This window comes from Promicromonospora sp. NPDC090134, assembly GCF_044746965.1.
Lineage (GTDB): Bacteria > Actinomycetota > Actinomycetes > Actinomycetales > Cellulomonadaceae > Promicromonospora.
On record NZ_JBIVCZ010000004.1, the window covers coordinates 149,022 to 162,244 of the forward strand.

Genomic DNA, 13,223 nt, shown 5'->3' on the forward strand with positions numbered 1-13,223 from the left:
GGCACGATGACGGCGTGACGAACGACGGCGGTAGCGGCGGTTCAGGGGACGATCGGGACTTCCGCTTTCGCGACATCGCCGTCGTCGCCTACCTGCCGTCCGTCGTCAGCTCGATCGGGCACGGCGCCGTCATGCCCGTGCTGGCGATCCACGCCGGCGACCTGGGAGCGGGCACGGCGCTGGCGGCGTTCGTCGTCGCGCTGCTGGGGATCGGGCAGCTCGCCAACTCGCTCCCGTCGGGCGCGCTCGTGGCGCGGCTCGGCGAGCGCCGCACCCTGGTGATCGCCGGGCTGGTCGACGCGGTGGCGATGCTGGTCGCGTTCTTCGTGCCCTCGGTCTGGCTGCTGTGCGTGTGCGTCTTCGTCAGCGGCATGAGCTGGACGGCGTTCCTGCTGGCCCGGCAGGGGTTCCTGATCGACGCGGTGCCGGTGAGCCACCGGGCGCGCGGCATGGCGCTGCTGGGCGGGTCGATGCGCCTGGGCATCCTGGTGGGCCCGCTGCTGGGCGCGCTGCTGATCCACCTGTTCGGCGTGCGCTCCGTGTTCCTGCTCGCCGCGTGCGCGTCGGTCGCGTCGGCGCTGATCGTCACGCGGATGCCGGACTTCGGCCGCGTACGCCGCGGCGCCGTCCCGCTGCCGGTGCACTCGGTGCTCCGGGAGCACCGCCGCACCCTGCTCACGCTCGGCGTGGCCGTCATCATCATCGGCGCGTCGCGGTCGGTGCGCACCGGCCTGCTGCCGCTGTGGGCCGACCACGTGCACATCTCCGCCGCGGTCGTCTCCCTGCTGTTCGCGGTCGCGGCGACGATCGACATCGCGCTCACCCTCCCGGGCGGCTGGCTGCTCGACACCAAGGGCCGGCGGGTGGTGGCGGTGCCGGTCGTGGTCGCCGTCGGCGTCGGCTGCCTGCTGCTCCCCCTGGCCGACTCGGCGCTCACCGTCGGCCTGGTGATGGCGCTCATCGCGCTCGGCAACGGGCTCGGCTCGGGGATCGTCATGACCCTGGGGGCCGACGTCGCGCCCGAGGAGGGCCGGTCGCAGTTCCTCGGCGGCTGGCGGCTGTGCGGCGACATCGGCAACACCGGCGGGCCGCTGCTCGTCTCGGCCGTGGCCGCGATCGCGCCGCTGGCCGCGGCGCCGGTGCTCATCGGCGTGCTGGCGCTGCTCGGCGCGATCTGGGTGGGCCACTGGACCGGCCGGGCCGACCGGGACCGGCGGGCCGGAGGCGGCGCGCCCGCGTAGCCGGGCCGTCGGGCGCGTCGCGCCCCTCCGTGCCACGGTGAGACCGTGACAGCGCCGCCCGAACCCCCTGACCTCGACGCGATGGTCGACGCCCTGTACACGCAGCCGCTCGACGGCTTCGTGGCCGCGCGCGACGCCGCGGCCCGGCAGGTGGCGGACGGCGGCGACCGGCTCGGCGCGGAGCGGATCAAGCGCCTGCCCAAGCCGTCGGTCGCGGCGTGGGTGATCAACCACGTGGCGCGCGAGCGGCCGGACGACGTCGCGGCGCTGACCACCGTCGGCGACGAGCTCCGCGCCGCCACGCAGGACCGCGACCGTGGCCGCATCAAGGCGCTGGACCACCTGCGCCGGGAGCGCACCGAGGCGCTGGTCGGCGCCGTGCGCGACGCCGGCGAGGTGGGCGGGCGACCGGTGTCGGCCGCCGTCCTCGACCGCCTCACCGAGACGCTGACGGCCGCCGTCATGGACGCGGACGCCGGCGCGGCCGTACGCGCCGGACGCCTCTCCCGCGGCCTGCAGCACGCCGGCTTCGGGATCGTGGACGAGCTCGGCGAGGAGGCGGACCTCGTGACGCTGCGCCCGGACGCGGCGGAGGCGGACACGACGGAGGCGGACACGACGAAGGAGACGGGGGGCACGGCGAAGGGATCCGCGACGGGACCGGCGGAGCCGGACAGGGACGCCGCCGAACGGGCCGTCGACGAGACCTCCGCGCAGGTGGACCGGCTGGAGGCTCGGCGCGACGACGCGAGCGACCGCCTGCGCACCGCGGACGCCGCCGTCGAGCATGCGGAGGGCGAGGCGGCACGCCTGGACGAGGAGCTCGCGCGGCTGACCGCCGAGCGCGACGCGGCGCACCGTGCCATCGACGAGGCACGGGCGGAGGCGGACGAGGCGCGCGCCGACCTGACCGCGGTCGAGGACGACCTCGACGACGCCGAGGACCGCGCGGCGCAGGCCCGCCGTCGTCGCCGCGCGGCACGCGGGCGCTGAGACCCCCTCGCGGAAGCGCCCGGCGCCCGACGCCCGGCGTCAGTCGCCCCGCCCGCGCTCCTCGACCGTGTGCAGCGCGGGGACGTGCCGATCGTCGCTGACAGGCGCCCCTCCCGGCGGCAGCCCCGGCGCCCCACCAGGCGGCAGGTCGGGCACGGCCCCGTGCTCCCTGAGCACGGCGATCACGGCCCGCCGGCAGGTGAGCCGCCTGATCTCGGCGGCCGCCTCCCGGTCGAGCCGGTCCAGGAGGTCCGCGGCGGCGTCGGGGTCGTCGAGCACGTCCGGCAGCACGGCCAACGGCACGCCCAGCTCGGTCAGGCGCGTGATCCGCAGCAGCCGGGCCAGGTGGCGCACACCGTACTCGTGGTCGTCGTCGGCCGCTTCGTTGGCTGCGTCGCCAGCCGCGTCGTCGGTGGCCGCGTCGTCGTCAGCCGCGTCGTCGTCAGCCGCGCGGCCCGGCTCCTCGAGCAGTCCGATCCGGTGATAGTGCCGCAGGGCACGGATCGTCACGCCGGCGAGGTCCGCCAGCTCGCTGGTGCGCAACGATCTCCTCCTTCGCCGTGGACGGAGGGCTGGTCTGCCCCTCCGCAGGGGCCCTCTGCGGAGGGGGTCGCTCGGTAGCTCCCATCCCAGATACAGGACCTACCTGTTGCAACGTATCAGGTGGGATTTAGCCCTCACCCGCGGGAATGTGCGGAAAGTCGGCAATGGGATAGATCAATTCATCCACTGCGCGGGCCCCCTGATTTCTCATCGTGAACGCGGCCGTCACCAAGCGCCGCCAACAGCTTCTCGACGGTCTCCTCGGCGGACGACTCCTGCCCCACGACGACCTCCTCCTCGACGCACAGCCGGTCGTCGAGGGTGAACCAGTCCGCCATCTGCTCGGGCGTGAAGTCGGCGGCCTGCGGCCGGGTCGTGTGCCGGCGGATCGTCTCGTCGAACGGCACGTCCAGGTAAGCGCACGTCGTCGTCCCGGCATGGTCGGCAACCAGGGCGGTGAGCATGGGCCCGTAGTGGTCGCGGGCCAGGATGCCCTCCAGCACCACCGAGTAGCCGGCGTCGAGCGAGTGACGCACCACCGTGTCGATCAGCCCGATGTTGACCCCGCCGGGCACGTCCTTCTCCCACAGCAGGATGCGGCGCAGGTAGTCCTGCTGCACGAGCGCCGTCCCGCGGCCCATCCTGCGGCGCAGCTCCGCGGCGACGGTCGACTTGCCCGCCCCGGACGGTCCGCGCACGACGGCGAGGCGGGTCTCGGCGCTCCCGCTCACGCGAGGAGGGTCTCGATGGTCGGCATGCGGTCACTCTACGACCCGGGGTTCCGGGCTCTGCCAGCCGTCTCCGACCGGCCGCCGGTGCCGCTCACTCCCCGCTCGTGTGCACCCCTTCGAGCTGGTCGGCCCGGCGCACGTGCCGCGTGACCCACGGCCCGAGCAGCGCCAGGACGGCCGCGAAGCCCAGCGCGACCAGGCCGATGCCGCCGAAGTACGCGGTGTCGGACGCGCCCTCGGTGGCCTGGACGAGCTGCGCCGTGATGGCCTGCCCGGCCGCGGGCGCGAGGAACCACAGCGCCATGGCCTGCCCCTGGTAGGCGCGCGGCGCGAGCAGGGTCGTGGCGGCCAGGCCCACCGGCGAGAGGCACAGCTCGCCGAGCGTCTGGATCACATACACGACCACGAGCACCCAGCCGGGCGTGAGGTCGTCGCCCGCGATGGCCGACGCCGCCGCCAGCACCAGGAACGAGACGGCCGCGAGCGCCAGGCCGATCGCGAACTTGTACGGCGTCGGCGGCCGGTCCTTGGTGCGGACCCACAGCCAGGCGAACGCCGGGGCCAGGATGATGATCGAGGCCGGGTTGATCGACTGGAAGAACTCGGGGCTGACGGTGAACCCGAGGATCTCGCGCGAGGTCCGGTCGGCGGCGAAGGTGGCGAGCGTCGTCGCCGCCTGCTCGAAGATCATGAAGAAGAGCATGGCCGCCACGAAGAGCGGGATGTAGGCGACCAGGCGGGGGCGCTCCGCGTCGGTGACGCGCGGCGAGCGGTACATCATGATGAAGAACGCGATCGGGGCGAGGAACGCGATGTAGCTCAGGGCGTCGATGAGGGCGTGCACGCCCCAGCCGCCGGCCACGAGCACGGCCACGAGGTACACCAGCACCACGGCGCCGAAGATGATCGCGAACATCCGCACCAGCGCTGGTCGCTCCCCCGGCAGCACGGGGTTGGGGATGACGTCGCCCGCGCCGTGCAGGTTCTTGCGGCCCAGCACGAAGAACACGAGCGCGATCCCCATGCCGATCGCGGCCACCGAGAATGCGGCGTGGTAACCCCAGACGGCGCGGACAGCGCCGACGATGATCGGCGAGAAGAACGAGCCGATGTTGATGCCCATGTAGAAGATCGAGAACGCCGACTCGCGGCGCGGGTCCTGCCGGTCGTACAGGGAGCCCACCATCGAGGAGACGTTGGGCTTGAGCAGGCCGGTGCCGAGGGCCACGAGCACGATGCCCAGGTAGGAGAACCCGGCGGCGGGGACCGAGAGGCACACGTGGCCGGCGGCGATGATGATGCCGCCGTAGAGCGTGGAGCGCCGGGCGCCGATGACCCGGTCGGCGAGCCAGCCGCCGACCACGGACAGCAGGTAGACGCCCGTGCCGTAGATCGAGACGACGGCCTCGCCGAGCGTCTGCTCGAGGCCCAGGCCGCCGTTGGCGATCGTGTCGGTCAGGTAGTAGACCAGGATCGCGCGCATGCCGTAGTAGCTGAACCGCTCCCACAGCTCGGTCGTGAACAGCGTCATCAGCCCGAGGGGATGCCCGAAGAACCGCCGGTCGCCCGCCACGGCGGCGGGGGGTGTCGGGTCCGGTCCGGTTCCTGACGGCGGTGTCGCCGAGCCTGTGCTCATCACCCGATCGTCGGTGCGCCGGGAGCGGGCCGCACGTCGGGCGGAAAACTCAGCGCCCGGCGGCGGGCCGCCCCCAGAGCATCCGGCCCACCACCCGCCGTCGGACCACCACGCCGACGTGCACCGCCAGCGCAGCGTAGAAGAACAGGTGCGCCGCGACGTGCAGCGGCAGGAGGTCGGTGCTGCCCACCACGAGCGCGATCCCGGTCGCCGGGACCACGAAGAGCATCGCGAGCAGGATGCGCTCGGCGTGGTGCAGCACCTTCCGGTCGGTCCGGGTCAGCCGCGGGTCCCAGGGCGGCAGCGGCGTCGTGCTGCGCCACACCACGCGCAGCACGCCGATCGCGATGATCGCCAGCCCGAGGAGGACGTGCCACGCCGGCAGGGCGAGCCCGGCGGCGCCGTCGAGCAGGCCGCTCGCCCCGCCGTCCGCACCACCACCCACGCCGCCGCCCGTCCAGTCGGCCGTCCACAGGTCCGACCACGCGGAGCCGACGGCGTCGTCGGCGTCCTGCTCGCGTTGGTCCTGGGCCTGCTCGCAGGCCTCCTCGAGCCGGTCGAACCGGTCCTCCTCGGCATCGGTGGTGTCGCCGCCGCTGCGGTCCTCCCCCGGCGGGTCGCAGTCGACGTCAGGCACGTCGCCGTCGTCGTCCATCGCGTACCCGACCGCGAGCTGGGCGGCCAGGAGCGTCACAGTCCCCCAGTGCAGGACCTTCGTGATGATGCCGTAGCCCTGCTCGCCGTTGCGCCACCTCATGCGGGTTACCTCAGCGCAGGCGGGCGGTCCTGTCCAGCCCGGCATCCACCCGATCAGCCGCCGCTCCTTAGGCTGGGCCGCATGACATCTCGCCCCTACCGGTCCGCCGTACGTGATCAGGCGGCGGCCGCGACGCGCGCCGCGATCCTGGACGCGGCCGAGGCGCTCTTCGCGCAGGACGGCTACGGGCGGGTGACGATCGGCCGCATCGCGCAGGAGGCCGGGGTGTCCCCGAACACCGTGTACGTGGCGTTCGGCACCAAGCTCGGCCTGGTGCGCGGCCTCACCGAGCGGGCGTCGGGCGAGGACAGCATCCAGGAGACGCTGGCCGCGATCGCCGACGCGGACGACGCCCGCGAGATCGTCGACCTCACGCTGCGCGGCACCGGCGACGTCGTCCACCGCCACAGCCGGCTGATGACCGTGCTGATCGCCAACGCGTCGGCGGACCCGGAGATCGGCGCGACGTTCCGGGGCACGGAGCGGCTGCTGCGCGAACGGTTCGGGCTCATCACCGCCCGGCTGGAGACGCTGGGCGCGCTGCGGGAGGGACTGAGCGCCGAACGGGCGACCGACGTCCTGGCCTACTACCTCAGCCCGGAGTCGTGGCTGCGGCTGGGTGCCCTCGGCTGGGACCCGGAGACGTGCCGCGCGTGGTTGCGGGAGCAGCTCGTGTTCGCGCTGCTCAGAGCGTGATCCGGGGCCCGGTCTGACGCCTGGTCGGGGCCCGGTCCAGGCGCGACCAGGGCCTGGTCCAGGGGGCGTGACGGGCTCCACGAGAATCCGGAGTAGTCCTACACTAATCAATGTGCGCATACTCTTCTCAAGCACCCCCGCCCACGGGCACCTGCTGCCCCTGCTCCCCCTCGCCCGCGCGTTCCGCGACCGCGGCGACCAGGTCGGCGTCCTGACCGCGGCGGCGTTCGGGCCGCTGCTCGACGCCGAGGGCATCGAGCTGCTCCCTGCCGGTCCGACGGCGGACGTCCTGTTCGCGGAGTCGGGGCGCCGGACCGGCGTCGACGCCGCCGCGGACCCTCGACCGGAGGCCGTGGCCGACTTCTTCGCGGGCACCCGCGTGGACCTGACCGCGGACGACGCCGTCGCTGCCGCCCGGGCCTTCGCCCCCGACCTGATCGTGGCCGAGGCCCTGGACTTCGTGGGCCCCCTCGTGGCCGCCGCGCTGGACGTGCCGTTCGCCACGATGGCGTTCGGCCCGGCGATCCCCGCCGAGTTCACCGACGGCATGACCGCCCTTGTCGGGACCCGCTACGCCGACCGCGGCCTGACGCCCGTCCCGGCGCGGTGGCACCTCGACCCCTGCCCCGACCTGCTCCAGCCGCCCGGCTGGCAGGCGCCCGCCAACCGGATCCCCGTCCGACCGGAGCCGCACCAGGGGCCGGGCACGAACGCGAGCATGAGCACGAGCACTGATGCGGACACGGGCACCGACGCGGACGCCGGCGTCGCCGCGTCCGGCGAGCGCCCCCAGGTTCTCGTCACGTTCGGAACGCACTTCTCGGACCCGGCGACCCTGACCCCGATCCTCGCCGAGCTGCGCACCGTCGGCGTGGACCTCGTGGTCACGCTCGGCCTCACCGCGAGCGCCGCGGACTACGACCTCGGCGGTTCTGCCGGCGAGGGCGTCACGTTCGCGGCGTTCACCCCACTCGCGGAGCTGCTGCACGACGTCGACCTCGTGGTCACCCACGGCGGTGCCGGCACGACGCTCGGCGTGCTGGCGCGCGGGCTGCCGCTGGTCGTGGTGCCGCAGGGCGCCGACCAGTTCCTCCAGGCCGCGGTGGTCAGCGCGTCCGGCACGGGCATCGCCGTGCAGCCCGGCCCGGACGTCCCGGAGACGGTGGCCAAGGCGGTCGTGACCCTCCGCACGGACCCGTCCTACGCCGAGTCGGCTCACCAGGTGGCCGCCCAGATCGCGGCCATGCCCACCCCGGCCGACGTAGCCGCCGTCCTGTCCGCCGCCCTGGCCTGACCCGGCCTGCCCCACCCGGTCCTGCCCCACCCGGTCCCGCCCCGCCCGCCGTACGTCAACGAATGCGGGGCGGGGCGGGCGGTCGAGGCGGGCGGTCGAGGCGGGCGGTCGGTACGGCCGTCAGGACGGCGCCGGGCCCGTCGAGCCGCGCCAGATGATCGTGTTCAGCGGACCGTCCGACGCCGCCTCGGCCTCGCGCGCGGCCGCCGTCTCCGGCTGGAGCGTGGCGACCAGCCGCGCCATGGCCGCCCTGCCGAGCTTGCGATGGTCCACGTTGACCGTGGTGAGCGTGGGCTCGAGGTACGCCCCGAGCTGGTTGTTGTCCCAGCCGGTCACGCTGAGGTCGCCGGGGATGGTCCACCCGCGCTCCCGGGCGCCCAGGACCACACCGGCGGCACCGACGTCGCTCGCGGCGATGACGGCGGTCGGGTGGTCCTGCTCCGGCAGGGACAGGACGGCGGCGCGGCCGCCCTCGGCCGACCAGTCGCTCTCGATGACCAGGGCCGGGCCCAGCCCGAGCCGTTCGACCGTGGCCACGAAGACGTCGCGGCGACCACGGGCGGAGGCGTAGTCGAGCGCGCCGGTCACGTGCAGGAACCGACGGTGGCCCAGCTCCGCGAGGCGCACGACGAGGTCCTCGACGGGTGAGCCGTCGGCCAGCTCGCCGACGCCGCGGAACTTGTCGTCGTAGTCCGCGGACACGACGATCGCGGCCCGCTCGGGGAACCGCCCGCCGGACCCGGGCGGCAGCGGCGCGAGGGCGAGGACGCCCTCGACCTGACCGGAGTCGGCGAGCTCCAGCACCCGCTCGAAGCGGTCGGCCGGCGTGCCCTCGACGCTGAACGCCTCGACGGTGTAGCCGTGCTCGTGGGCCACCTCCATCACGCCGCTCAGGATCTGCGGCGGACCGTATGTGGCTACCGCCGGGAGGAGCACGGCCACCCGGCCGCTGCGCCGGGTGCGCATGGACCGGGCGGTCAGGTTGGGGCGGTAGTCGAGCTCCTCGACGGCCTGGCGCACGCGGGCCACGGTCTCGGGCCGCATCTTGGCGTCGTTGCGCAGGTAGCGCGAGACGGTCTGGTGGGAGACCCCGGCGGCCTTGGCGACCTCCCAGATCGTGGCACGCCGCTTGTCGGTCGCGCTGTCGGTCGCGCTGTCGGTCGCGCTGCCCGTCGACGTGTGGGTCGAGCTCTCGTTCGCCATGCCCCGTCCTCGCTGGTCATCACCGCTGGTTGTCAACGCTGGTCAGCGCCGCTCATCACCGCTGGTCAGCACCCGCGTCCGTGTGGCACGCGAGCATTCTGGCACGCCCCCGCAGATCGCCGTCGGGTGAGAGGCCCTTGCGAAGTGATCGATCACCTCCTAGCCTAACCCGCAAGCGGTGATCGATCACTCTGCAATGGTGCAGCCCCGTGGCAATGGAGCAAGCCGTCGCACCGAGATCGTCCGTGGAACAACGATGTACCAGGCAGCGACGAATCAACCAGCAGTGTGGACCCGCGTGGCGGGTCGTCCGAGCCCGGGGAGAGGCCCCGGGCCATCAGTTCACCAGCAGTCCGTTCACCGAGGAGCGACACCATGCCTGACAACGCGCCGCACGTCCGTGACGTGCCGGGGGCCGCGGGATGACCGCGGTCGACGAGGCCCGCGCGGGACGCGCGTCCTCCCACCGTCGCGCGGCTGGAGGAGGTGACGGAGCGCCGCTGATCCGCAGGCCGCAGCCGTGGTGGCGGCGCCTGGCCCGCGACCGGGCGGTGCTGCTGCTGGCGCTGCCCGGCATGGCGGTCATCGTCGTCTTCCAGTACCTGGCCCTCGGCGGGAACGTCATCGCGTTCCAGGACTACCAGCCGTACCTCGGCATCGAGCGCAGCCTCTGGGTCGGGTTCGAGAACTTCCAGATCCTGTTCTCCGGCGACCCCGAGTTCCTGGCCGCGCTGCGCAACACCCTGGTCATCACGCTGCTGCAGACGGTCTTCGTCTTCCCCGCGCCGATCATCCTGGCCCTGCTGCTGCACAGCCTGGTGTCCAACCGCGTGCGCCAGTGGGTGCAGTCGATCCTGTACCTGCCGCACTTCCTGTCCTGGGTGATCGTGGTCGCGGTGTTCCAGCAGATCCTCGGCGGGGCCGGGCTGATCAACAACTTCCTGCGGTCGCACGGCTGGCAGCCCGTCGACATCATCGGCAACTCCGACGCCTTCTACGCGCTCATCACGTCGCAGGTGATCTGGAAGGACACCGGATGGGCCACCATCCTGTTCCTCGCGGTGCTGGCCGGGACCGACAAGTCGCTGTACGAGGCCTCCGCCGTCGACGGCGCGTCGCGCTGGCGCCAGACCTGGCACATCACGCTGCCGGGCATGCGGCCGATCATCATCATGCTGCTCATCCTCAAGCTCGGCGACTCCCTGAGCGTCGGGTTCGAGCAGCTGATCCTCCAGCAGCAGGCGGTCGGGCTCGGCGTGTCCGACGTGCTCGACACCTACGTCTACAACCAGGGCGTCCTGGGCGGGTTCTGGGGCGTCGCGGCCGCCGTCGGCCTCGTGAAGGGAGCGATCGGGCTGGTCCTGGTCCTCGTCGCCAACAAGACCGCCCACGCCTTCGGCGAGGAAGGGGTGTACCGAGCATGAGCGCGACCACTACCGCAGGACCGGCCTCGACACAGGCCGACCCCGGCCCGCGCGACAACCGGCAGCGACCCCGCACGCGCCCCGTGATCGACGGCGTGGCGATGCCCGGCCCCGTGGAGCGCACCGTCAAGGGCATCGTCCTGACGATCGCCTGCGCCCTGGTGATCCTGCCGTTCGTCGGCATCATCTCCACCAGCCTGGCCACGCCGGAGCAGGTCACGGAGGCGGGCGGCTTCGTGCTCCTGCCCACCGGGATCGACCTGAGCGCCTACCAGATGATCTTCGCCGGCGGCGTCGTCACGCAGGCACTGTGGATCAGCATCGTCGTCACGGGCATCGGCACCACGCTGAGCCTCGCGCTGACGACGACGCTCGGCTGGGCCCTGAGCCGCAAGGGCGCGTTCGGCGTCCGGGCGATGCTGCTCGTCGTGCTGATCAGCCTGCTCTTCAACCCCGGGATCATCCCGAGCTACCTCGTGGTCCAGCGGCTCGGCCTGCTGGACACGCTGTGGGCGCTGATCATCCCGACGTCGGTCTCGGCCTTCAACGTCGTGGTCGTGCGGGCGTTCTTCGTACAGCTCCCGAACGAGGTGATCGACGCCGCGCGGATCGACGGCGCCACCGAGTGGCAGCTGTTCTGGCGCATCGGCCTGCCGCTGTCCAAGCCGGTGCTCGCCGTCGTCGGCCTGTTCTACGGCGTCGGCTACTGGAACGCGTTCTTCAACGCGCTGCTCTACATGTCGGACGCGAGCAAGTGGCCCCTGCAGCTCGTGCTGCGCACCTACGTGGTGGACGGCGCCCAGCTCGGCTCCCAGGACCTGGGTATCGACGCCGCGGCCCTGCCACCCCAGACGTCGCTCCAGATGGCGATCCTCGTGGTCTCCATCGTGCCGGTGCTGCTGGTCTACCCGTTCCTCCAGCGCCACTTCGCCAAGGGCATGCTCACGGGCGCCGTCAAGGGCTGACCCGGCTTTCTGTCCCGCTCTCCCCCCGCTCGAACCCCCGCTCGAACCCCCCGCTCGATGAGGAGTAGTCATGAACCGTTTGCTCACGGAGACGAACATCAGCCGCCGGAGCCTCCTGATGGGAGGCATGGGCCTCGGCGCGTTCGCCGTGCTCGGCCTTGCCGGCTGCAGCAACGAGGGCCGTGGCGGCGGTGCCCTGACCGGCAACGCAACCGTCGCCCTGCCCACGTACGTCCCGTACGGCGGCGTGCCCATGGACATCAAGGGCACCGACGGCGTGCCCGACACCATGCTGAAGTATCCGGCCAGCCCCCAGAAGGTGACGGAGGGGACGATCGGTGACGGCAAGGACATCGGCATCTTCGGGATGACCAACACACCGGTGCCGCCCGGAGCCGACAAGAACGCCTACTGGCAGGAGCTGCACGAGCGGCTCGGGTTCGCCCTGACGATCGCGCTCACGCCGGCCGGCGACTTCTCCGACCGGTTCCAGACGACCGTGGCCGGCGACCGGCTGCCGGACATCTTCGAGATGTTCCCCGGCGATGTCCCCGGCCTGCCGAGCCTGCTGGAGGAACGCGCCACCGACCTGACCGAGTTCCTCTCGGGCGACGCCGTGAAGAAGTACCCGTTCCTGGCGAACATCCCGACCGAGAGCTGGCAGTCCTGCGTCTACAACGGCAAGATCTTCGCCGTGCCGGTCCCCCGCGGGCCCGCGCAGAGCATGGTGTTCTACGCGCGCCAGGACTGGTTCGAGGCCGAGGGCATCGACCCGAACGTGACCTCCGCCGAGGAGTTCTACGACCTGTGCAAGGACCTCTCGGGCGGCAACACCTGGGCGCTCGGGCGCGTGCCGCTGGGGCACCTGCGCCAGATGTACGAGATCCCGAACGGCTGGTCCGAGGACGGCGGCAAGCTCACCAGCGCGAACCTGCACGAGCGTCAGCAGGAGGCCCTGGAGCTCGGCCGGCGCCTGGTCGCGGACGGGTTCGTGCACCCGGACGGCGTCCCGGCCACCCAGCCGCAGCGCAAGACCTGGCTGGTCAACGGCACGATCCGCATGCTCGACGACACGTTCAGCGCGTGGCCCGACTTCTCGAACTACCCGATCGACGAGAACTTCCGGCTCGCCGTCGCGGCGCCCCCGCTCGCCGAGGGCGGTGGCACGGCGGGCATCCACCTGGGCGCGCCCGTCCAGAACATCACGTCGATCAGCAAGAAGTCCGAGGGCCGCGTCGAGGCCTTGCTCAGCCTGGTGAACTACCTCGCCGCCCCGTTCGGCTCCGAGGAGCACCTCTTTAGGACCTACGGTGTCGAGGGCGTGCACCACGAGCTCGACGGCACGGACCCGGTGCTCACCGATCAGGGCCGCACCGAGATCCAGCTCGGGCTCAAGTACGTGGTCGAGGGCCCCTGGGTGAACTTCCAGGCCGGCGACCCCGACGTCGCGCAGGCCGAGCACGACGCCCAGGCCGCCGTCGTGCCCACCGCGGTGCGCAACCCGGTGCAGGGCCTGTTCAGCGACACGGCCAGCCGCAAGGGCGGCCAGCTCGGCGAGAAGCTGGCGTCCGTCGAGGGCGACATCCTGGCCGGGCGCAAGCCCGTCACCGCCTGGGCCGACGCCGCCGCGGCATGGGCCAAGGGCGGCGGCGACACGATCCGCGACGAGTACCAGACGGCGCTGGCGGACCGCCAGGGCTGACCCGCACCACCTTCGCCGCACGCACAGACCGTTGAGTG

The 13,223-nt window shown here is 72.6% G+C and carries 12 protein-coding genes; 7 read left to right on the forward strand and 5 right to left on the reverse strand.

Annotated elements, in window-relative coordinates; translation table 11 throughout:
* The first annotated feature begins 14 nt into the window (after nucleotides 1-14).
* Nucleotides 15-1,241: an MFS transporter gene (locus ACIPN7_RS13010; protein ID WP_400542361.1), complete on the forward strand. Its 1,227-nt coding sequence runs from the start codon at nucleotides 15-17 to the stop codon at nucleotides 1,239-1,241.
* Between the two features lie 45 nt (nucleotides 1,242-1,286).
* Nucleotides 1,287-2,234 (forward strand): hypothetical protein, encoded by a 948-nt coding sequence (locus ACIPN7_RS13015; protein WP_400542364.1) that lies wholly within the window; start codon nucleotides 1,287-1,289, stop codon nucleotides 2,232-2,234.
* A 39-nt stretch (nucleotides 2,235-2,273) separates the two neighbouring features.
* Here ACIPN7_RS13015 and ACIPN7_RS13020 read toward each other — a convergent pair whose 3' ends face one another.
* The 4 genes from ACIPN7_RS13020 to ACIPN7_RS13035 form a co-directional block, all read right to left on the reverse strand.
* Nucleotides 2,274-2,777, reverse strand: coding sequence for a MerR family transcriptional regulator (locus ACIPN7_RS13020; protein ID WP_400542367.1), 504 nt, complete (start codon nucleotides 2,775-2,777; stop codon nucleotides 2,274-2,276).
* A 179-nt stretch (nucleotides 2,778-2,956) separates the two neighbouring features.
* Nucleotides 2,957-3,508: an AAA family ATPase gene (locus ACIPN7_RS13025; RefSeq protein ID WP_400542370.1), complete on the reverse strand. Its 552-nt coding sequence runs from the start codon at nucleotides 3,506-3,508 to the stop codon at nucleotides 2,957-2,959.
* Between the two features lie 91 nt (nucleotides 3,509-3,599).
* Nucleotides 3,600-5,144: a peptide MFS transporter gene (locus tag ACIPN7_RS13030; protein ID WP_400542373.1), complete on the reverse strand. Its 1,545-nt coding sequence runs from the start codon at nucleotides 5,142-5,144 to the stop codon at nucleotides 3,600-3,602.
* Nucleotides 5,145-5,193: 49 nt separating this feature from the next.
* A complete protein-coding gene (locus tag ACIPN7_RS13035; protein WP_400542376.1) occupies nucleotides 5,194-5,901 on the reverse strand; it encodes a hypothetical protein in 708 nt (235 codons plus the stop codon).
* Nucleotides 5,902-5,982: 81 nt separating this feature from the next.
* Here ACIPN7_RS13035 and ACIPN7_RS13040 point away from each other — a divergent pair, with 81 nt between their 5' ends.
* Both ACIPN7_RS13040 and ACIPN7_RS13045 read left to right on the forward strand, forming a co-directional pair.
* Complete coding sequence (locus ACIPN7_RS13040; RefSeq protein WP_400542379.1) at nucleotides 5,983-6,597, forward strand: TetR/AcrR family transcriptional regulator; 615 nt, start codon at nucleotides 5,983-5,985, stop codon at nucleotides 6,595-6,597.
* 112 nt (nucleotides 6,598-6,709) lie between these two features.
* The gene (locus tag ACIPN7_RS13045) at nucleotides 6,710-7,891 is read left to right on the forward strand and encodes a glycosyltransferase (RefSeq protein ID WP_400542382.1); all 1,182 of its coding nucleotides are present in this window, start codon (nucleotides 6,710-6,712) and stop codon (nucleotides 7,889-7,891) included.
* A gap of 120 nt (nucleotides 7,892-8,011) precedes the next feature.
* Here ACIPN7_RS13045 and ACIPN7_RS13050 read toward each other — a convergent pair whose 3' ends face one another.
* Complete coding sequence (locus tag ACIPN7_RS13050) at nucleotides 8,012-9,094, reverse strand: LacI family DNA-binding transcriptional regulator (protein ID WP_400542385.1); 1,083 nt, start codon at nucleotides 9,092-9,094, stop codon at nucleotides 8,012-8,014.
* Nucleotides 9,095-9,516: 422 nt separating this feature from the next.
* Here ACIPN7_RS13050 and ACIPN7_RS13055 point away from each other — a divergent pair, with 422 nt between their 5' ends.
* The 3 genes from ACIPN7_RS13055 (at nucleotide 9,517) to ACIPN7_RS13065 (ending at nucleotide 13,185) form a co-directional block, all read left to right on the forward strand.
* Nucleotides 9,517-10,518, forward strand: coding sequence for an ABC transporter permease (locus ACIPN7_RS13055; protein WP_400542388.1), 1,002 nt, complete (start codon nucleotides 9,517-9,519; stop codon nucleotides 10,516-10,518).
* Nucleotides 10,515-11,483: a carbohydrate ABC transporter permease gene (locus tag ACIPN7_RS13060; protein WP_400542391.1), complete on the forward strand. Its 969-nt coding sequence runs from the start codon at nucleotides 10,515-10,517 to the stop codon at nucleotides 11,481-11,483. The genes ACIPN7_RS13055 and ACIPN7_RS13060 overlap by 4 nt, the downstream gene beginning before the upstream one ends.
* A gap of 70 nt (nucleotides 11,484-11,553) precedes the next feature.
* Entirely contained in the window at nucleotides 11,554-13,185 is a 1,632-nt protein-coding gene (locus ACIPN7_RS13065; RefSeq protein ID WP_400542394.1) for a hypothetical protein, read from the forward strand.
* Nucleotides 13,186-13,223 lie beyond the last annotated feature (38 nt).